This is a genomic window from Streptomyces sp. NPDC002004, from assembly GCF_053593975.1.
In genome coordinates, this window is sequence record NZ_JBSFDP010000004.1 from 73,175 (window position 1) to 90,940 (window position 17,766).

Consider the following 17,766-nt stretch of genomic DNA (forward strand, 5'->3'; position numbering starts at 1 on the left):
TGTGGGCTCGTGGTGGGCTCTGAGCGTGGACGAGTCCCAATCATTCCCCGGCCGCACTCCAGGCGGAGGTTCTGGCTTCTCGTTGCGCCGGGGCCGGGGCCGGGGCCGGGGCCGGGGCCGGGACCGGGTGCGGTGGGGCTTTGGCCGGTTCCGGACTTGAGGAACCGGAGGGCAGCCGATATCCCTGGGAATGATCATGATTCGGTCAATGTGGAGATCTTCTACGGCCGCGGCCGACGTGAAGAGGGCGCCGATCCGGAGGGGAGCCACCTGGTCGGCCTCCCGGTAATCGGCTGGGCCGATCGTCACTGCTGACGGTTCGCGCCGTTTCCCCGGTGATCGTCCGCCATCGCCGGTTGGTCTCCGGCTGACCTCAACCCACAGAGGCTGTGCACCGGCCTCGGCCAAGAAGGAAGATCCGCCATGCCCACGAAGACGCTGCAGATTCCCACCACGGACGGCCGGGCCGACGCCTTCGCCGCCTTCCCCGACCGCGGCGAGCGGCACCCAGGAGTGCTGATGTACGCGGACGGCTTCGGTATCCGGCCCGTGCTGCGGGAGATGGCCCGCGAACTGGCCGGGCACGGGTACTACGTGCTCGTCCCCAACATCTTCTACCGGCACGGCCCGGCACCGGTGATCGAACTCCCCGAGCACATCGGAGAAGAGAGCCGGCCCGCGGTATTCGCCCAGGTGATGCCCCTGATCGAGGCGCACACCGCCGAACGCGTCCTGAGCGACGCCGAGGCCTACCTCAGGTTCCTCACCACCCAGCCCGAGGTCAGCGCCGGACCGGTCGCGGTGACCGGCTACTGCATAGGCGGCCTCCTGGCGATGCGCACCGCCGCGGCCCACCCCGGCCAGGTGGCCGCCGTCGCCGGATTCCACGGCCCCGTGAGTGCCGATGGGCCCGACGGCCTGCACCGCCTCCTCTCCAAGATCACCGCCCAGGTCCACCTCGGCCACGCCGAAACCGACATGACGCCCGAGGCTCTCGGCGAGCTCAACCAGGCCCTGGACGCCGCAGGTGTCAGCTACACCTCCGAGATCTACCCCGGTACCGTCCACGGCTTCACCATGTCCGACACCTACGCCTTCAACCCCTCCGCACTGCAGCGCCATTGGGACCGCCTGCTGCCCCTCCTCGACCGCACCCTGGCCAACAGCTGAGGCTCCCGCCCGGAGAGCCGAGCCTGAAGCTCGCGGCTCCGGAGTCCAAGCGCACGCCGGCCGCCAAGCAGTGGCCGGACCTGGTGCTTGTGGTCATGCGCCGCAATCGCGTGTAGCTCGTGACTTTCCCGACGACGAGCCGACCCGCCGCCTTGACCGCGACGGCGCACCACCCCTCCGACCGCCTGCGAACGCCACGTCGTGCGGGCCGTCCACGCTCTTCGAGCAGGCGACTGCGTCCGGGAGGCCGTCTCAGAACGCGTCGACCCCAGTGAGTTCGGCCGAGAGCTCCCAGAGGCGGGAAGCGGCTCGGGCGTCGGTGGCCCATGGCTTTACCCCTCCGACGAGCATGTCGTCGCCGTCGGCGGGGTCCGCGATGTCGCAGTCCTGGCAGTAGGCACCGCCGTGGGCGCCGAGAAGAGGGGAGGTGGCGGCCCACACGGCGGTCGCCGCCCCCTGTTGCGGCGACTTGAAGCCGTCGGCCGGCCGACCGTCGGGGGTCACCCAGCCGTGTGCCTGCCACTCATCGCGTGGAACGTGGCGCTGTAGCGGAGTGAGGATGCTGCCGGGGTGCACAGCGAAGGAGTGCAGACCGCTTGCGGCACCGACGCGGTCGAGGTGCAGGGCGAAGAGGGCATTGGCGGTCTTGGACTGGGCGTAGGCGAGCCAGCGGTCGTAGCCGGTACGGAAGTGGATGTCATCCCACCGGATGTCGGACAGGAAGTGTCCTGACGACGCCACGGATATCACCCGGGCACCGGCGGCGAGGCAAGGGCGCAGGTGGTTGACGAGGGCGAAGTGTCCGAGGTGGTTGATCGCGAAGTGCGCTTCCCAGCCGGAACCGACGCGGGTCTCCGGACAGGCCATCACCCCCGCGTTGTTGATGACGATGTCGAGGGCGCGTCCGGTCTCGAGGAAGCGTCCGGCGAAGCTCCGGACGCTCTCCAGGTCGGCCAGGTCGAGGGCCTGTACTTCGGTCCCGGGCACGTCGTGCAGGGCTTCCTCTGCGGTGGTCTTCCGTCGTGCCGGGATGATGACGCGGGCTCCCGCTCGGGCCAAGGCGCGACTCGTTTCGAGGCCGAGGCCCGAATACCCGCCGGTGACCAGGGCGGTGGCGCCGGTCAGGTCGATTCCGGTGAGGACGTCGTCGGCGGTGCTGTGCGCGCCGAATCCGGTGCCGATCTTCTGTTGCTTTGTGATCATGCCGGATGACGCTAGAAGCTGGAGTGCAGGCTAGGTCAAGGTACGGTTCGCTCGTGGGTGCGAATGCGGACAGCCTGTCGATCGGCAAGGTCGCCGAGGCGACCGGGATGAGCGTCCATGCGCTGCGGTTCTTCGAACGTGAAGGTCTGTTCCTGCGGGACATTCCCCGCTCCGGTGGCGGGCAGCGCAGCTACGCGCAGACGGATGTGGACTGGCTCGTGCTGTGCAACCGGTTCCGCGCCTCCGGCATGCCGATCGCGACCATCGGGAAGTTCGCCGAACTCGTCCGCTCCGGCCCGGGCAATGAGTCCGACCGCCTCGCACTGCTGCGGGAGCACGAGCGGGATGTGCGCTCCAGAATCGCGGAGCTGGAGGCGTGCCTCGAGGTCATCCACAGCAAGGTCGTCACCTACGAGCAGCACCTCCGCGACGGGACCGCTGACGGGCTGTGGTCCCCTGCTCCGTCAGGCGCGGCGACCGACCAGCCGAATCCCGAAGAAGTGCCACGGAACTGAGACACCAGGCGACGCGTGTGATGCTCGGGCGTATGGATGAACCGACCGTCATGGAGTCCTGGCCCGACACCGTCGAGACGGCGCGGTTGGTGCTGCGCCCTGCCGAGCCCGCCGATGCATCCGTGTTCACGCGGCTGTGGACGGACCCGGACGTGCGGCGTCATCTGGGTGGTCCGGTCGCGGAGGATGCCCTCGTGGCCTACCGACAGCACTTCGCCGGGCGGCCCGGCCTGTTCAGTGTGGCCAGGCGGCAGGACGCCACCATGATCGGCTCGGTGTCCGTCGAGCCGAGATCCCGGTTCGACGGACGGCGGGAGGTGTCGTACTGCCTCCTGCCGGAGCACTGGGGCCATGGATACGCCCGCGAAGCCGTGGCCGCCGCCGTGGACTGGGCCCTGGAGCGGGTCCCAGCGGACGATCCCTCGGTCATCGCGGTCACCCAGGAGGCCAACGTGCGTTCGCGACGGCTGCTGGAAGCCATCGGGATGTGTCGCGTCGACAGCTTCGTCGAATGGGACGCGCCTCAGGTGATGTATGCCGTCAGGTGGCGTCCCACCTCGTGAGGGCGGAGCCGACCCGCCGGACGGCGTGGCGGCGGAATTGGCTCGACGGCGAGGCCGGGGACAGGTGCACTGGGGGTATGACGACATCGAGTGAAGAGCTGTTGCCGGGCACGCGGCGGGCGTTGCAGCACCGGATCGCCGTGGCGCAGGCCGAGGGGCGGGCACCGTCGCTGGTGGCCGCGGTGGCCAGAGGCGGGGAGATCGTGTGGACGGGCGCACGGTCGTCCGTGGAAGGCCATGCGCCCGACGAGAACGTGCAGTACCGGATCGGCTCCATCACCAAGACCTTCACCGCGGTGCTCGTGCTGCGGCTACGGGACGAGGGGGTGCTGGACCTGGGCGATCCGCTGGAGAAGCACCTTCCGGGCACCGGCGTCGGGGAGGTCACCATCGCCGAACTGCTCGCGCATACGAGCGGCCTGGCGGCCGAGACCCCGGGGCCCTGGTGGGAACGGACTCCGGGCTCGTCGCGACCGGAGCTGAGCGACGTCCTCGGCGAGCAGCCGTTCAAGCATCCCGCCGGGCGGCGGCATCACTACTCCAACCCTGGCTACACGCTTCTCGGTTCGCTGGTGGAGACACTGCGTGGTGCGCCCTGGGAGGAGGTCCTGCGCCGTGAGGTGCTGGAGCCGCTCGGTCTGCACAGGACGTCAGGGCAGCCCCAGGCCCCCCACGCGGGCGGGTGGGCGGTCCACCCATGGGCGGATGTGATGATGCCGGAGCCCGTCGAGGATCTGGGCCTGATGGCACCTGCGGGACAACTGTGGTCCACGACGGGAGATTTGGCCCGCTTTGCGGTCTTCCTGTCCACCGGTGACGACCGGGTGCTCAGCGCCGAGTCGGTCCGCGAGATGCGGACTCCTGCCGCACCGTCGGAGCCCGCCGACGTGGGCACGGGAAACACCTATGGACTGGGCCTGCAGATCCTGCACCAGCACGGGCGGACCCTGGTGGGGCATTCGGGCTCCCTGCCCGGGTTCGTCGCGGGACTCGTGCTCAGTGTGGAGGACGATCTCGCGGCGGTCGTCCTCGCCAATTGCACGTCAGGCCCCCTGGTGCTGTCGGTCGCCGCCGACCTCGTACGGATCGTCACCGAGGCGGAGCCCCGGCTGCCCGAGCCCTGGCGGCCCCTGCCCGAGGTGGACCGATCCGTCCTGGAACTGGCCGGTCCCTGGTACTGGGGAACGCAGGCGTGCGCGCTGAGGCTCACCGCGGACGGCGGTGTGACGCTGGGACCCCTGTCCGGCACAGGCCGGCAGTCCCGCTTCCGGTCCCAGGGCGACGGCACATGGACAGGGCTCGACGGCTACTACGCCGGGGAGACGCTGCGTGCGGTACGCCGCCCTGACGGCTCGGTGAGTCATCTCGATCTGGGGTCGTTCGTCTTCACGCGGGAGCCGTACGACACGAAGGCGCCGGTGCCGGGCGGGGTGGACCCCGATGGGTGGCGCGGCCTGCCGCAGTAGAAGCCACCGGACGGCACAACAGAAGGCGTCCTGTTTCACGTGAAACAGGACGCCTTTGCCTGCTCGGCGGTGCTTCAGAGCACGAGCTTGAAGCCCACATGGGAGCCGGTGAATCCCAGGCGCTCATAGAAGCGGTGGGCGTCGGTGCGTGATGCGTCCGATGTCAGCTGCACCAGCGAGCAGTTCAGACGACGGGCTTCCTCGACGGCGTATTCGATCAGTACGGTGCCGAGCCCGTTGCCGCGCTCGTCGGCGTGGACGCGTACCGCCTCGATGACCATACGGCTGGCGCCGCGCCGGGACAGCCCGGGGATGATCGTGAGCTGCATGGTTCCCACGGCGTGCTCGCCGCGCAAGGCCACCAGCAGATGCTGTCGCGGATCAGCGGCCACGTCGTCGTATGCCGCCAGATACGGCGTCATGTCGTCCGGGGTCTCGCGCTGGGCGCCCAGCGGGTCGTCGGCCAGCATGGCCACGATGGCCCGCACATCCTCGGCGGTGGCCGGCCTGATCTCGAACTCTGCCATGCGGTGAAGCCTATGGCTCAAGATCAGGCGGGGACGGAGGCGGGGGCGTCCGGGGTCAGGCCCGCGGACTCGACGGCCTTGACGAAGGGGGCGAGCTCGGGGTTGAGCGCGGCCTCGTCGAGCGCTTCGCGCAAGGCGGTGTCATTCGTGGGGCGCGCCTCGTCGAGGAGCGTGAGGCCGGCTTCGGTGACATTGGTGTAGATGCCCCGCCGGTCCGTGGGACAGAGGTAGCGGGCAAGCAGGCCCCGGTCCTCGAGGCGGGTGACCAGGCGTGTGGTGGCGCTCTGGGAGAGCACCACCGCGTCGGCGACCTGCTTCATCTGCAGATGTCCGCCAGGGCCGTCGTGCTGCCGACTGAGGGTGCTGAGCAGGGAGTACTCCCGCACGCTCAGGTCGTGCCCGGCCTGCAGGGCGCGCTCGATATGGGACTCGATCTTGCCGTGGAGCAGCGAGAGCGCGCACCAGCCCTGGGAGAGCGCGGTCAGTGCCGGGTCTGTGGCGGTCATGGCTGGTCTTTCCTCCGTCCCGTCGAGGTGGCCGTCCAGGTGCCTGGGCGTCGAGGCCTCCGGGCGGCTGTTCTTCCAGGATAGGGCAGAGGCGCAATAGCCCCTGCTTGCACATAATCCGCGTCTGCAATTAATGTGGATGCGTACTAAGCGCTCCTGCATCTATCAGGGAAGGTTCACCTCCATGCCTCTCGCGCTCGTGGCCCTCGCGATCGGGGCCTTCGGAATCGGCACCACGGAATTCGTGATCATGGGTCTGCTTCCCGAGGTCGCCGGAGACTTCGGCGTCTCCATCCCCACGGCCGGCCTTCTGGTCACCGGCTACGCCCTCGGAGTCGTCATCGGCGCCCCGCTGATGACCGTGCTGGGCACCAAGGTCTCCCGCAAGCGGATGCTGATGCTGCTGATGGGCCTGTTCATCGTCGGCAACCTCATCTCCGCCCTGGCCCCCGCCTTCTCGGTGATGCTCATCGGCCGCGTGATCGCCTCCCTGGCCCACGGTGCGTTCTTCGGCATCGGTTCGGTGGTGGCAGCGGACCTCGTCGCGCCGGAGAAGAAGGCCGGCGCCATCGCCATGATGTTCACCGGCCTGACCATCGCCAATGTCGTCGGTGTCCCGCTGGGCACCTTCATCGGCCAGAGCGCGGGCTGGCGCCTGACCTTCGCGGTCGTCGCGGCCCTGGGCGTCCTCGGCCTGGCCGGCATCGCCAAGCTCGTTCCCGAGATGCCCCGGCCCACCGGCACCCACATCCGCCATGAGCTGGCCGCGTTCAGGAACGCGCAGGTCCTTCTCGCCATGGCGATGACCGTGCTCGGTTTCGGCGGCGTCTTCGCCGCGATCACCTACATCGCCCCGATGATGACCCACATCGCCGGTTACGCGGACGGTTCGGTGACCTGGCTGCTGGTGCTGTTCGGCCTCGGCATGGTCGGCGGCAACCTGATCGGCGGCAAGTACGCCGACCGTGCCCTGATGCCCATGCTCTACGTGTCGCTCGGTGCGCTGGCCGTCGTGCTGGGCCTGTTCACCGTCACCGCGCACAACAAGATCGCTGCCGCAGTCACCATCGCCCTGATCGGGGCGCTGGGCTTCGCCACGGTCCCCCCGCTGCAGAAGCGCGTGCTCGACCAGGCGCATGGCGCGCCCACCCTTGCCTCCGCGGTCAACATCGGCGCCTTCAATCTCGGCAACGCCCTGTCCGCCTGGCTCGGCGGCCTGGTGATCTCGGCGGGCCTGGGCTACACCGCCCCCAACTGGGTGGGTGCCGCCCTCGCCGCCTCCGCACTCGGGCTCGCACTCGTCTCGGCCACGCTCGAACGCCGTACCGGCGCCTCCGGCCCGGCCGTCGCCCGGGCGGCAGCCGTCGGCGAACGTGCTCCGGCCGCCCACCGCTGACCGTCCGCCCGGGACCCCGTTGCAGAGCCGAACCAAGCGCCCCACGCACGACCCGAAGCCAGCCCCACGCAAGACCCGAGAGCGGGCCGCCGCAGGACCAGGAGCAGGGCTCCTGCAGGGACCCTGCAAGAACTACGAGGAGAACAACCCGTGAGCACTCCTACGACCACCGCCATCACTCCGCTGACCACCCGGGACGCCGAGACCCTCGTCGCTGCGGCCCGCGGCGCCGCGGAGGCCGCGGGCGTCTCGGTCAGCGTCACCGTCCTCGACGCAGGCGGTCACCCGCTCGCCTTCCGGCGCGACGACCGGGCCGTGCTGATCTCCGGCGAGACCAGCACGCGCAAGGCCTACACGGCCCTTCAGCTCGACACCCCGACAGCTGACCTCGTCGAGGCGGTACGGCCCGACGGGCTCTTCCACACGCTTCCCACCGCGCTCGACCGCCCCTTGCTCTTCATCGCGGGAGGCATCCCGGTGCACCGCGACGGCCGGCTCATCGGCGCGATCGGCGTCGGAGGCGGCGCACCCGAGCAGGACCACGGCTTCGCGGAGGCGGCCGTCGCGGCGCTGGTGTAGCGCGAGAAGTCAGCGGAACGGCGCAGACACAGAACCACGGACGGCGGGGGGTCCGTCCCGAAGCGCCCGGGGTACCGATGCAGATCCCCGGAGTGCCTGGGACGGGCCCCGTCATGCGTCCCTCTCGTGATGCGGGTGCGGGTGCGGGGCGCGCGTTGCGGCCGCCGCCGGCAACCGGGCCCGTCAGGGGTCCACTCAGCCCGTCGCCAGCGTCAGCGGCGCGAAGCGGCGGGTCCAGTCGCCCGGCAGCTCGGGGATGCCGTACGTCATCACCGCGTTGAAGGCGATCGACTCCAGCCCGCGTTCCTTCAGCCGGGCAAGCAGCGCCTCATGGCGTACGTCGATATCGGTCCGGAGGGGACGGTCGGTCTCCGCGGCGATGGAGGCGACGAGCGCCTCGGCCGTGTCCGTGTCAGGGGCGATCAGCGGGCCGAGGACATACGAGGGGCCATTGGGCCATGCGGCCACGTAGCCCACGATCTCCCCGTCGGCCACGGCGACGCGGAACAGGTCGGCGAAGGCCGGCAGCCGCGTGACCATAGGGGTGCGGTCGGCACCGAAGACCTCCTGGTCCAGTCGGAGAAGCACAGGCAGGTCCTCGGCGGTGGCGGGCCGGGTCGCGACGGACGGTACCTGCCCGCCAGGTCCGAAGTGTCCCCGGATCATCTCGGCCCGACCGGTGACCTTGAAGCCCAACTCCTCATACAGAGGTTGCCCGTTCGGTGTCGCGTGCAGGGTCAGCGGTGTCGGGCCCGCCTCCGCGATGACGTGCCGCATCAGTCGACGGCCGACTCCCCGACGGGAGTACTGCTCGGCGACGAGCACCATCCCGATGGCCTGCAACTCGGGTCGCTCCTGGGCGCCGTAGGAGGTCACGGTGCAGGCGGCGAGGAGGCTCCCGTCAGGGGCATCGATGCCGTAGCCGCGTCCGGCGGTGAGTAGGAGGCCCCATTTGTGTTCCTCACGGGGCCAGCCACGGTTCTCGGACAGATCCGCGCACGCGGTGAGATCGCGAGGGGTCAGCGGGCGGATGGGGAGAGCGCTGAGAGAAGGTGTCGACACGCTGGTCAGGCTGTCGGACGGACCGTCGTGCCGTCCACCGGATTGCGAGAAGCCCCGGCTTTCACTCGTGCGGTGTTGGGTTGGGGCTGACAGAAGGTGAAGCGCCGGTGGACCACGGTTTCACGTGAAACGCCGGGTGGAAACAGGACGTCCAGCCACTCCCGCCGCAGCCGAGGGCCCCGCCGAGGCCACCGGCCGGTCGCGCGAGTACGCCTACTAGCCTCGGCGGCCATGGCCAGACTGCATCTCTTCGACCTGGACGGAACACTGCTGCGCGGTTCGGCGGCGCCCGTGGAGATCTCGCGGCAGCTCGGACTGGATGCCGAGATCGCGCAGCTCGAGCGGGACTTCGCGGCGCGGCGAGTCGACTCACCGGAGTACGCCCGGCGCGTCCATGCACTCTGGGCGGACCTCACGGAGGCGCATGTGACCGCCGCCTTCGCCTCGGCGCCCTGGCTGCTGCGGATACCGGACACCTGGGCCGAGATCCGTGAGCGCGGCGAGTACTGCGCGGTCGTCTCGCTCTCGCCCTCCTTCTTCGTGGAACGGCTGACGACCTGGGGCGTTCATGCGGCCCACGGCTCACGCTTTCCCACGGTGCCCTTCACCGAGCCGGTCGATCCGGCAGGCGTCCTGAACCCCGCCGCCAAAGTGAAGATCATGGATCTGATGTGTGAAGAATTCGGGGTTACGCGTGCCGACTGTGTCGCGTACGGCGACTCGCTCTCGGACGCCGAGCTGTTCCGTGCGGTGCCCGTCTCGGTGGCGGTCAATGCCGATCGGCACCTCGCGGGGCTCGCCACCTACTCCTATGAGGAAGAAGATCTCTGGGAGGCCTATGAATTGGTCCGGAGCGCCTGCTAATCGCGGGAATGGTATGCGCCGTCCCTGTTGAATTTCGGATGAAGGACGGGCACTTGTGCGCTCGACGGCTGCCGGTAGGGTCGACTCCGGTCCGTGCCGCATGGACCTGAGCGCGACCTTCGATCCACGAGCGCAGGTCAATGCAGCCTAACCGGACGGAGAGATCGAAGAGCCCTATTTCCCGTTTTGCGGCCGGAGCGGTGACATGGGGTGAGAGCCTGCTGTGAGTTGACTGCGGCCAATGTCACATCCTCAGGTTACTTGTCCGTAGGTGGTGTGATTCCAAGGTTGAATGTGGGCCGCATTCGATACGGGGGTAGAGCGGGGACGCAGGACGGGGAAAGCAGGCAGCTTCCGAGCGGGGAAGTGTGCACACCGACCGAGAGATGTTCGAGGCGAGGCACAGAATGGACGCTCCGACCACCACGTCGGCCGACAACGGCACGCCCGGCCAGAACGGCGGGAGCGGAGACGGATGGTTCACGCCACGCAAGCGGCCGACGCCGGCGCAGGCCACCCGCCCGGAAGCGGATGAGCCGCAGTCGGCCACGAGCCGGGGTGAGGGCCGCCGGGTGTCCTCGATACGTCCCGTCGGCAGGCCGGGGTCCGCGGCTGACGGAGATGCGCAGGACGTGGCGCGGCCCTTCGTGACACCGCAGGAACGAATACCCTCCCAGCCGCAGCCGCAGCCGCAGCCGCAGCCGCAGCCGCAGCCGCAGCCGCAGCCGCAGCCGCAGCCGCAGCCGCAGCCGCAGCCGCAGCCGCAGCCGCACGGGCACGCGGAGGCCGCCAATCGAGCCGAGCCCCGCAGCGAGACGCTTACGCAGCCGCACACCTATGCGCAGGAACAGCCCCGGGCCGCTGCCAGGGACCAGAGCCGGGGTCCGAACCCTGAATCCCTCCTCTCCGCGCCGCTCCCGCCCGCCGGAACTCCACAGGCGTCTCCCGACGCCGTGCTGATCCGCCGGACCATGGCCGAGGTGGGTCCCGTCGCCGACAAGGTGACCTCTTACTTCTACGCCCTGCTCTTCGTGCGCCACCCGGAGCTGCGGGTTCTGTTCCCGGCAGCCATGGACACCCAGCGCGACCGGCTCCTCAAGGCGCTGCTCACGGCCGCGGAACACATCGACAACACCGACGTCCTCGTCGCGTACCTGAAGAACCTCGGCCGCGGTCACCGGAAGTACGGCACCCAGCCGGAGCACTATCCCGCCGTCGGTGAGTGCCTCATCGGCGCGCTGACCCGGTACGCCACGACGACCTGGGATGCGGAGACCGAGGCGGCCTGGATCCGCACCTACACCACGATCTCCCAGGTGATGATCGACGCCGCTGCCGAGGATCAGCTGCGCGCGCCGGCCTGGTGGTACGCCGAGGTCGTCTCGCACGACCTCAGAACACCCGACATCGCAGTCGTGACGGTGCGTCCCGACCAGCCGTACCCCTTTCTGGCCGGGCAGTACACCAGCCTGGAGACCCCCTGGTGGCCGCGGATCTGGCGGCACTATTCGTTCGCTGCGGCACCCCGTTCGGACGGGCTCCTGTCGTTCCATGTGAAGGCGGTCCCGGCCGGCTGGGTGTCCAATGCGCTGGTCCACCGTGCCCGGCCCGGTGATGTGATCAGGCTGGGTCCGCCCGCCGGCTCCATGACCGTCGACCACACCACCGACAGCGGGCTGCTGTGCCTGGGCGGCGGTACCGGCATCGCGCCCATCAAGGCGCTCGTCGAGGACGTCGCCGAGCACGGTGACCGGCGCTCGGTCGAGGTGTTCTACGGCGCCCGCACCGATCACGATCTGTACGACATCGACACGATGCTGCGACTCCAGCAGAGCCACCCGTGGCTGTCCGTCCGCCCGATCATCGACCAGCTCGCGCATGTACAGCTGCCGGACGCGATTCGCGAGTACGGGCCCTGGAACGAGTACGACGCATACCTCTCCGGGCCGCCCGGGATGATCCGCAGCGGCGTGGACGCGCTGAAGAACGTCGGCATTCCGCTGGAGCGGATCCGGCACGACTCGGTGGAGGAACTGGTCGGGGCGGGCGACTGAGTCCGCACCCGGTCAGCCCAGGTCGGGCGCGTGCATCGCGCGCACGCCTTCGATGTTTCCGTCGAGATAGTGCCGCAGCGACAGCGGCACGAGGTGAACCGAGGCGATGCCGACGCGCGTGAACGGCACACGCACGATTTCGTACTCACCGCACGGCTCGTCGACCTCCGGGCCGTGTCGCTCGCCGGTGTCCATGGACTCCAGCCGGCAGACGAAGAAGTGCTGGACCTTCACGCCCGTCGCGCCGCCCTCGCCGATGTGCTCGACGGTGTCGACGAAGCAGGGCACCACATCGGTGACCTTGGCGCCGAGCTCTTCATGAACCTCACGGTGGAGGGCGTCGACGACGGTCATGTCCTCCGGTTCGACGCCGCCGCCGGGGGTCAGCCAGTAGGGATCGACGCCAGGCTTGGTCCGCTTGATCAGAATCAGGTCGTCGCCATCGAGCAGGATGGCGCGGGCGGTGCGCTTGACCACGGGGCGAACGGTCATGGGAGAAATGTGGCCCCGCTGGTTCCACGTGAAACATCCCGGACCCGGACGCCTCGGAGAGCATTCGGGGGACTCCGCCCCGTCGCATCCCGGCCCGGTCAGCTCCACTCCACGGCGGCGCGCAGCAGCCACTCATGGGCCCGTGCGATGTGCGGCATGGCGAGCGTGCCCGTACGGACCACCAGGAAATAGGTGCGCAGCGGAGGAACCGCGGGATCGAGCAGCGCCACGAGCTCCCCGCTGTTCAGCGCCGCTGTGCACAGATAGCGGGGCAGCACGGCCAGACCTGCGCCCGCTGCGGCGCAGGCCAGCACCGCCCGCAGATCGGGAACTATCACGGCGCCGGAGGCCGCAGGCAGGGTGTCGAAGACCGAGGCCCAGTAGCGGGCCACCAGTGGCAGCGACTCATGCACCTCCACCACGGGCAGCTTCTCCAGGGTCGGTGCACCCTTGCGCCGCAACTTGCCCGGCCCGATACGGGCAGCCCAGCGCGGGGCGGCGACGAGGACGTGCTCCTCGTCGCAGAGCGGGGTCGCGGTGAGCAGGGCCCCGCGTGGGCGTGCCGTGGTGATGGCCAGATCATGGTGTCCGGCGCCGAGCCCCTCCAGGGTCTCCTCGGCGTTGCCGAACGAGGCGCGCAGGGCGAGGCTGTGGCCGTCCTGCCGGGTCAGCGCGGTCAGGGCGGGCAGGGCGCGCTCTGCGGTGAATTCCGGCGGGCCCGCCAGATGAAGCGTGCGTAACGACGAGTCCTCGTCGAGTCCTGTCTCGGCGATTTCCACCAGCGCGTCGAGATGCGGGGCCGCTTTGTGGGCGAGTTCGTCGCCGATCGTCGTGGGGGTGACGCCGCGCGCCTGGCGCAGGAAGAGCGGGCGGCCGACCTGCCGCTCCAAGGCGCGGATCTGCGAGGTCACGGCCGGCTGGGACAGTCCGAGCAGTGCCGCGGCACGCGTAAAGGACCCGGCCCGATGCACCGTCACAAAGGTGCGCAGCAGGGCGAGATCCATATGTTCTCCTCCCCTCAAGGCCCGTCGACCGCGCACAACTATAAATAAGTCGATAGGTCTCTGTCGCTACAGTGATTGGACACTGACACAGGGTCAACTAGCCTTGTTCGCGCGGTTCTTCGCGCGCGGAACCGGGACGGCCCGAGCCACGAGGGGGGAGGCTCGGGCCGTCCTCCGTGTGGGGCGCCCATGACGGGATCAGTCCGCAGACGCGTCCAGTGCCGCCAGCACATCCGCCACCAGATCCTGGGGATCCTCGGCCCCGGCGGAGAAGCGGATGAAGCCCTCCGGGACCTTGTCCCCGCCCCATCGGCCGCGCCGCTCGGCCGTGGACCGCACGCCGCCGAAGCTCGTGGCGTCGTCCACCAGCCGCAGCGCCTGCAGAAACCGCTCCGCGCGTGCGCGGGTGGGCAGCGTGAACGACACCACGCATCCGAAGCGGCGCATCTGCTGCGCGGCGATCTTGTGCGACGGGTCGTCGGGCAGGCCGGGATAGCGCAGCCCGGTCACCTCGCCCCGGTCGCGCAGCGCCTGCGCGACGGCCAGCGCATTGGCGTTCTGGCGGTCGGCGCGCAGCTGGAGCGTGGCGAGCGAGCGGTGCGCCAGCCAGGCCTCCATGGGCCCCTGGATGGCACCGACGATCTTGCGCCAGCGGCGTACGGAGGCAGCCAGTTCGGCGTCGCGGCAGGCGACATAGCCGAGCAGGACGTCCCCGTGCCCGGTGAGCTGCTTGGTGCCGCTGGCGACGGAGAAGTCGGCGCCCAGCTCCAGTGGGCGCTGGCCGAGCGGGGTCGCCAGGGTGTTGTCGACGGCGACGAGGGTGCCCTGCGCGCGGGCCGCCTCGGCGAGCCGTCGGACGTCGCACACGTCGAGCCCCGGATTGGACGGCGTCTCGATCCACAGCAGGCGGGCGCCGTCCAGCACGTCGAGCTGGGCGTCGCCGCCGGTCGGAGCGGTGCGCACCTCGATTCCGTAGGTGGTCAGCTGCTCGCGCACCAGCGGCAGCACCTGGTAGCCGTCGTCCGGCAGGACCACCGTGTCGCCGGCCCGCAGCTGGGAGAAGAGCACCGCCGAGATCGCCGCCATGCCGGACGCGAAGACCAGTGTCTCCACATCGCTCCGGCCGGGTGCCTCGAGCTCCCCGATGGCGCGCTCCAGGTGCGTCCAGGTCGGGTTCTCGTCGCGTCCGTAGGTGTACGGCCCCGTCGGGTCGCCGGGCAGATGGAAGTGGGCCGCGAACACGGGCCCCGGAAGGGTCGGTTCGTTCTTTCCGGCCTCGGGGAGCCCGGCGCGGACCGCCCGCGTGCCGTCCCCTGCGCCTTCGGGACTCTGCGTCATGCCGCACGTCCTTCCACTGCCTCATGTACGGCTGCGAGCAGGCCCTCGCTCGCCGCCTCCACCATCTCCAGGCACTCCTCGAATCCGTCCGGGCCGCCGTAGTACGGGTCGGGCACATCGAGGTCGGAGTCCACCGCGGGGTCGTACGAACGCAGCAGACGTACTTTCTGCGCGTCCGCGGGGGTGGGGGCGATGCGGCGGAGGAACCGCAGATGGCCGGAGTCCAGCGCGATCACCAGATCGAGCCGGGCGAACCATGACTCGTCGAACTGTCGTGCCAGGTGATCGGAGGTGTAGCCGTTCGCCTCCAGGACGGCGACCGTGCGGGGGTCGGCGCCGTCCCCCTCGTGCCAGCCGCCCGTGCCGGCGCTGTCGACCTCCACCGCGTGGCCAAGCCCCGCCTCCTCGACACGGGCCTGGAAGACGGACTCGGCCATCGGCGAACGGCAGATGTTGCCGGTGCAGACGAAGCACACGCGGTAGGGCATGGTGCGCACTCAGTCCTCGTCGGGCAGAACGATGTGCAGGGCCCAGGAAACGATCGAAATGATCAGGCCGCCGAGTACGGCGGTCCAGAAGCCCTCGACATGGAAGCTCAGATCGAGCTTCCCCGCGAGCCACGAGGTGAGCATCAGCATCAGGGCGTTGACCACCAGGGTGATCAGGCCGAGCGTCAGAATGAACAGCGGGAAGGTGAGCACCTTCACCACGGGCTTCACCAGGAAGTTCACCAGGCCGAAGATCAGGGCCACGATGATCAGCGTGAGCACCTTCTTGGCGGTGTTGTCGCCAGTCAGGGTGATCTTGTCGAGGAGCAATACGGCGATGGCCAGGGCGCCTGCGTTGGCGATCGTCTTGACTACGAAATTCTTCATGTGTCTGATCGTGGCAGACGCGTCCGGAACAGGAACCGGGGCTGCGGTGAAGGCAAGGCGGGCAGAGCGTGATGAGGGCATTCCGGCTGGACGAACTGGAGGCGGAGCGTGTCGCCAACGACGGTGCGTATCTGCAGTTTCTGCGCGAGCGGAACATGTCGGTCGGTCTCTACGCACTGAACGCCGGCGAGCACGATCCACAGCAGCCGCACCAGCAGGACGAGGTGTACTTCGTGGTCAGCGGACGGGCGTCGATCACGGTCGGCGCCGAGACGACACAGGTGGCACGCGGCAGCGTGGTCTACGTCCCGGCCGGCGCCGCGCACAAGTTCCACCACATCACCGAGGACCTGCGGGTCCTGGTCGTCTTCTCCCCTCCGGAGGGCTGACACCGTTCGCCTCGTTCTCCTGAGGCCGGGCGCCGCTCTTCCCGCGCTCCAGGTCGGGCGCCGTTCTCCCGGTCTCCGGCGGACCGGCGCCGTTCTCCCGTGCTCCGGGGGTGAGACGGTTCTCCGTGTCGGGAGGCCCGAGCCCGTTCTCCGGTCGGGAGGCCCCCGAGTCTCCGGTCCGGAGGGTCCCCTGGGTCGGGGTCCGGCCTCCGGGTTCCCTAGGGGACGGGTCAGGGAACGACAAGGGATTCCGGGCCGCCATGGACACCTCGGCCGCCATAGCATCGAAGACACATCGGCAGTGCGGACGTCATGAGGCCGGCGGACATCGTCCGGTGCTCGAGGAAAGGGATGGACATGGCAATGCGGGAGATCTTCGCGGGGCTGCCCTGGTGGGTGAAGTGGGTCGCGGTGCCGCTCATCGCCCTGTTCGTCTTCGGCGGGCTGATAGTGGCCGTGCTCTCGGTCCTGGTCAACCTGGTGTTCAAGGCGCTGATCTTCGTCGCGCTCGTCGGGGGACTCATCTACGTCGTACGGAAGTTCATGTCGAACTCGACGTCGCGCGGCGATTGGTGAGGGCCGACGGGAGGTCCACGACGACCCGCGATGCCGGCGCAGGCTGGTGATCAAGGGGCTGGGGAAGTGATCGCCGGACGGAGCTGCGTAAGCGCAGGGCCAGGACGGCGAGGGCCCGGCAGCCGGGCGAGGCGGGGCGGCGCGGCACGGGCGGTCGGGCATAACGAGTGCGGTCGCCGAGGAGAAGCAGACGTTCCCTCGGCAGAGGGAAGTTTCCCGCCGGGCGGCCGAAGAACCTGCGGCTCACCGTTAGGGTCCGGAATTCCACGCAGGGTCCACCCCCGCGTTCGGGCGTAAGCCCTTTCCCGTGCTTCCCCCCGGCACGGGCGGATCTCCACGCCTTCGGAAGTGACCCTTGGCCATGGTTGACCGCACACCTGCCCCGACCCTCATCGGCTCCGTACAGCGGGCACTGCGCCTGCTCGAGGCTGTCGCCTCGCACCTGGACGGGGCCCCGGCAAAGCAATTGGCCCGCGAAGCGGGGCTCGCGCTCCCCACTGCGTACCACCTCCTGCGCACCCTGACGTACGAGGGCTATCTGCGCAGGGAGAAAGGGCTGTTCGTCCTCGGCGAGGCGGCCGAGCGGCTCGGCGGCAGTGTCGCACGGCAGAGTCGTCGCAGCATGATCAACGACGAGGTCGAGCGCTGGCGCGACGCGCTCGGTGTCCCCGTGTACTTCGCGGTCTACCGGGACGGCGACATCGAGGTGCTGGCGGTCGCGGACACCCCCGGCAACCCGGCCGTCCAGGAGTGGGCGGATTTCCGCGAGACGGGGCACGCCCACGCCATCGGGCAGTGCCTGCTGTCCCAGCTCGACGAGGATGCGCGCCGGGACCATCTCGACCGGTATCCCGTGCAGTCGATCACCCCCTACTCCGTCCGTGACGGTCACACGTTTCTGCGGCGGCTCGAGGGGCAGAGGTGCAGTCGGACGTTCGTGGAACGTCAGGAGTACGCACTGGGAACCGTCTGTGCCGCCCTTCCGGTCTCCGTCGGGCACGCCGCGGCCGCCATGGCCATCTCGCTGCCCGCACACCAGGCGGACCGACTGCTGCCGACGGCGCGGATGCTGGAGGCGAAGATCGGCGAGCTGCCCGCGGGGCTCACGTTCTCTATCAGCATCTGAAAACTCACTCCTTGTGATCTGGTGTGTACGTTCAGCAAGATGCCGGTGTCAGGATGAGACG

At 69.5% G+C, this 17,766-nt stretch carries 20 protein-coding genes; 11 read left to right on the forward strand and 9 right to left on the reverse strand.

Translation table 11 applies throughout. The features are described 5' to 3' along the window. Positions 1-423 precede the first annotated feature (423 nt). Positions 424-1,170, forward strand: coding sequence for a dienelactone hydrolase family protein (locus ACWCP6_RS08680; protein ID WP_450931650.1), 747 nt, complete (start codon positions 424-426; stop codon positions 1,168-1,170). A gap of 252 nt (positions 1,171-1,422) precedes the next feature. Here the strand turns inward: ACWCP6_RS08680 and ACWCP6_RS08685 are convergent, their stop codons facing one another. Beyond that, a complete protein-coding gene (locus ACWCP6_RS08685; protein ID WP_450931651.1) occupies positions 1,423-2,373 on the reverse strand; it encodes an SDR family NAD(P)-dependent oxidoreductase in 951 nt (316 codons plus the stop codon). A 53-nt stretch (positions 2,374-2,426) separates the two neighbouring features. On the opposite strand from ACWCP6_RS08685, the gene ACWCP6_RS08690 reads away from it, so the two are divergent. From ACWCP6_RS08690 to ACWCP6_RS08700, 3 genes are all read left to right on the forward strand, one after another. After that, a complete protein-coding gene (locus ACWCP6_RS08690; protein WP_450931652.1) occupies positions 2,427-2,888 on the forward strand; it encodes a MerR family transcriptional regulator in 462 nt (153 codons plus the stop codon). A gap of 32 nt (positions 2,889-2,920) precedes the next feature. Beyond that, positions 2,921-3,451 carry a GNAT family N-acetyltransferase gene (locus ACWCP6_RS08695; RefSeq protein ID WP_450931653.1) on the forward strand — a complete coding sequence of 177 codons (531 nt, stop codon included), beginning with the start codon at positions 2,921-2,923 and terminating at the stop codon, positions 3,449-3,451. Between the two features lie 77 nt (positions 3,452-3,528). After that, positions 3,529-4,917: a serine hydrolase domain-containing protein gene (locus ACWCP6_RS08700; protein WP_450931654.1), complete on the forward strand. Its 1,389-nt coding sequence runs from the start codon at positions 3,529-3,531 to the stop codon at positions 4,915-4,917. A 74-nt stretch (positions 4,918-4,991) separates the two neighbouring features. Here the strand turns inward: ACWCP6_RS08700 and ACWCP6_RS08705 are convergent, their stop codons facing one another. Continuing rightward, positions 4,992-5,444 carry an N-acetyltransferase family protein gene (locus ACWCP6_RS08705; protein WP_450931655.1) on the reverse strand — a complete coding sequence of 151 codons (453 nt, stop codon included), beginning with the start codon at positions 5,442-5,444 and terminating at the stop codon, positions 4,992-4,994. A gap of 23 nt (positions 5,445-5,467) precedes the next feature. Next, positions 5,468-5,950: a MarR family winged helix-turn-helix transcriptional regulator gene (locus ACWCP6_RS08710; RefSeq protein ID WP_450931656.1), complete on the reverse strand. Its 483-nt coding sequence runs from the start codon at positions 5,948-5,950 to the stop codon at positions 5,468-5,470. A gap of 184 nt (positions 5,951-6,134) precedes the next feature. Here ACWCP6_RS08710 and ACWCP6_RS08715 point away from each other — a divergent pair, with 184 nt between their 5' ends. Further along, positions 6,135-7,346 carry an MFS transporter gene (locus ACWCP6_RS08715; RefSeq protein ID WP_450931657.1) on the forward strand — a complete coding sequence of 404 codons (1,212 nt, stop codon included), beginning with the start codon at positions 6,135-6,137 and terminating at the stop codon, positions 7,344-7,346. A 150-nt stretch (positions 7,347-7,496) separates the two neighbouring features. Continuing rightward, positions 7,497-7,925 carry a GlcG/HbpS family heme-binding protein gene (locus ACWCP6_RS08720; RefSeq protein WP_450931658.1) on the forward strand — a complete coding sequence of 143 codons (429 nt, stop codon included), beginning with the start codon at positions 7,497-7,499 and terminating at the stop codon, positions 7,923-7,925. Between the two features lie 195 nt (positions 7,926-8,120). Here the strand turns inward: ACWCP6_RS08720 and ACWCP6_RS08725 are convergent, their stop codons facing one another. Continuing rightward, complete coding sequence (locus ACWCP6_RS08725) at positions 8,121-8,987, reverse strand: GNAT family N-acetyltransferase (RefSeq protein WP_450931659.1); 867 nt, start codon at positions 8,985-8,987, stop codon at positions 8,121-8,123. Between the two features lie 231 nt (positions 8,988-9,218). Between ACWCP6_RS08725 and ACWCP6_RS08730 the strand changes: the two genes are divergently transcribed. Both ACWCP6_RS08730 and ACWCP6_RS08735 read left to right on the forward strand, forming a co-directional pair. After that, the gene (locus ACWCP6_RS08730; RefSeq protein WP_450931660.1) at positions 9,219-9,851 is read left to right on the forward strand and encodes an HAD family hydrolase; all 633 of its coding nucleotides are present in this window, start codon (positions 9,219-9,221) and stop codon (positions 9,849-9,851) included. A gap of 407 nt (positions 9,852-10,258) precedes the next feature. Then, a complete protein-coding gene (locus ACWCP6_RS08735) occupies positions 10,259-11,905 on the forward strand; it encodes a globin domain-containing protein (RefSeq protein ID WP_450931661.1) in 1,647 nt (548 codons plus the stop codon). A gap of 12 nt (positions 11,906-11,917) precedes the next feature. Here the strand turns inward: ACWCP6_RS08735 and ACWCP6_RS08740 are convergent, their stop codons facing one another. The 5 genes from ACWCP6_RS08740 to ACWCP6_RS08760 form a co-directional block, all read right to left on the reverse strand. After that, positions 11,918-12,397: an NUDIX domain-containing protein gene (locus ACWCP6_RS08740; RefSeq protein WP_450931662.1), complete on the reverse strand. Its 480-nt coding sequence runs from the start codon at positions 12,395-12,397 to the stop codon at positions 11,918-11,920. Between the two features lie 98 nt (positions 12,398-12,495). After that, entirely contained in the window at positions 12,496-13,401 is a 906-nt protein-coding gene (locus ACWCP6_RS08745; RefSeq protein ID WP_450931663.1) for a LysR family transcriptional regulator, read from the reverse strand. A 198-nt stretch (positions 13,402-13,599) separates the two neighbouring features. After that, on the reverse strand, positions 13,600-14,739 hold the full coding sequence (locus ACWCP6_RS08750) for a cystathionine gamma-lyase (protein WP_450931664.1): 1,140 nt from the start codon (positions 14,737-14,739) through the stop codon (positions 13,600-13,602). After that, complete coding sequence (locus ACWCP6_RS08755; protein ID WP_450931665.1) at positions 14,736-15,227, reverse strand: low molecular weight protein-tyrosine-phosphatase; 492 nt, start codon at positions 15,225-15,227, stop codon at positions 14,736-14,738. Before ACWCP6_RS08755 ends, ACWCP6_RS08750 begins: the two co-directional genes overlap by 4 nt. A gap of 9 nt (positions 15,228-15,236) precedes the next feature. Beyond that, positions 15,237-15,614, reverse strand: coding sequence for a phage holin family protein (locus ACWCP6_RS08760; RefSeq protein WP_450931666.1), 378 nt, complete (start codon positions 15,612-15,614; stop codon positions 15,237-15,239). A gap of 71 nt (positions 15,615-15,685) precedes the next feature. Between ACWCP6_RS08760 and ACWCP6_RS08765 the strand changes: the two genes are divergently transcribed. The 3 genes from ACWCP6_RS08765 (at position 15,686) to ACWCP6_RS08775 (ending at position 17,705) form a co-directional block, all read left to right on the forward strand. Then, the gene (locus ACWCP6_RS08765; RefSeq protein ID WP_450931932.1) at positions 15,686-16,003 is read left to right on the forward strand and encodes a cupin domain-containing protein; all 318 of its coding nucleotides are present in this window, start codon (positions 15,686-15,688) and stop codon (positions 16,001-16,003) included. Between the two features lie 363 nt (positions 16,004-16,366). After that, the gene (locus ACWCP6_RS08770) at positions 16,367-16,579 is read left to right on the forward strand and encodes a DUF5326 family protein (protein ID WP_450931933.1); all 213 of its coding nucleotides are present in this window, start codon (positions 16,367-16,369) and stop codon (positions 16,577-16,579) included. A 361-nt stretch (positions 16,580-16,940) separates the two neighbouring features. Beyond that, a complete protein-coding gene (locus tag ACWCP6_RS08775; protein ID WP_450931667.1) occupies positions 16,941-17,705 on the forward strand; it encodes an IclR family transcriptional regulator in 765 nt (254 codons plus the stop codon). Positions 17,706-17,766 lie beyond the last annotated feature (61 nt).

Excerpts from the sequence above, each read along its gene's own strand:
- ACWCP6_RS08680 (WP_450931650.1), top strand. The coding sequence starts at position 424 with ATGCCCACGAAGACGCTGCAGATTCCCACCACGGACGGCCGGGCCGAC.
- ACWCP6_RS08685 (WP_450931651.1), bottom strand. The coding sequence starts at position 2,373 with ATGATCACAAAGCAACAGAAGATCGGCACCGGATTCGGCGCGCACAGC.
- ACWCP6_RS08695 (WP_450931653.1), top strand. The coding sequence starts at position 2,921 with ATGGATGAACCGACCGTCATGGAGTCCTGGCCCGACACCGTCGAGACG.
- ACWCP6_RS08700 (WP_450931654.1), top strand. The coding sequence starts at position 3,529 with ATGACGACATCGAGTGAAGAGCTGTTGCCGGGCACGCGGCGGGCGTTG.
- ACWCP6_RS08705 (WP_450931655.1), bottom strand. The coding sequence starts at position 5,444 with ATGGCAGAGTTCGAGATCAGGCCGGCCACCGCCGAGGATGTGCGGGCC.
- ACWCP6_RS08710 (WP_450931656.1), bottom strand. The coding sequence starts at position 5,950 with ATGACCGCCACAGACCCGGCACTGACCGCGCTCTCCCAGGGCTGGTGC.
- ACWCP6_RS08715 (WP_450931657.1), top strand. The coding sequence starts at position 6,135 with ATGCCTCTCGCGCTCGTGGCCCTCGCGATCGGGGCCTTCGGAATCGGC.
- ACWCP6_RS08730 (WP_450931660.1), top strand. The coding sequence starts at position 9,219 with ATGGCCAGACTGCATCTCTTCGACCTGGACGGAACACTGCTGCGCGGT.
- ACWCP6_RS08735 (WP_450931661.1), top strand. The coding sequence starts at position 10,259 with ATGGACGCTCCGACCACCACGTCGGCCGACAACGGCACGCCCGGCCAG.
- ACWCP6_RS08740 (WP_450931662.1), bottom strand. The coding sequence starts at position 12,397 with ATGACCGTTCGCCCCGTGGTCAAGCGCACCGCCCGCGCCATCCTGCTC.
- ACWCP6_RS08745 (WP_450931663.1), bottom strand. The coding sequence starts at position 13,401 with ATGGATCTCGCCCTGCTGCGCACCTTTGTGACGGTGCATCGGGCCGGG.
- ACWCP6_RS08750 (WP_450931664.1), bottom strand. The coding sequence starts at position 14,739 with ATGACGCAGAGTCCCGAAGGCGCAGGGGACGGCACGCGGGCGGTCCGC.
- ACWCP6_RS08755 (WP_450931665.1), bottom strand. The coding sequence starts at position 15,227 with ATGCCCTACCGCGTGTGCTTCGTCTGCACCGGCAACATCTGCCGTTCG.
- ACWCP6_RS08760 (WP_450931666.1), bottom strand. The coding sequence starts at position 15,614 with ATGAAGAATTTCGTAGTCAAGACGATCGCCAACGCAGGCGCCCTGGCC.
- ACWCP6_RS08765 (WP_450931932.1), top strand. The coding sequence starts at position 15,686 with ATGAGGGCATTCCGGCTGGACGAACTGGAGGCGGAGCGTGTCGCCAAC.
- ACWCP6_RS08770 (WP_450931933.1), top strand. The coding sequence starts at position 16,367 with ATGCGGGAGATCTTCGCGGGGCTGCCCTGGTGGGTGAAGTGGGTCGCG.
- ACWCP6_RS08775 (WP_450931667.1), top strand. The coding sequence starts at position 16,941 with ATGGTTGACCGCACACCTGCCCCGACCCTCATCGGCTCCGTACAGCGG.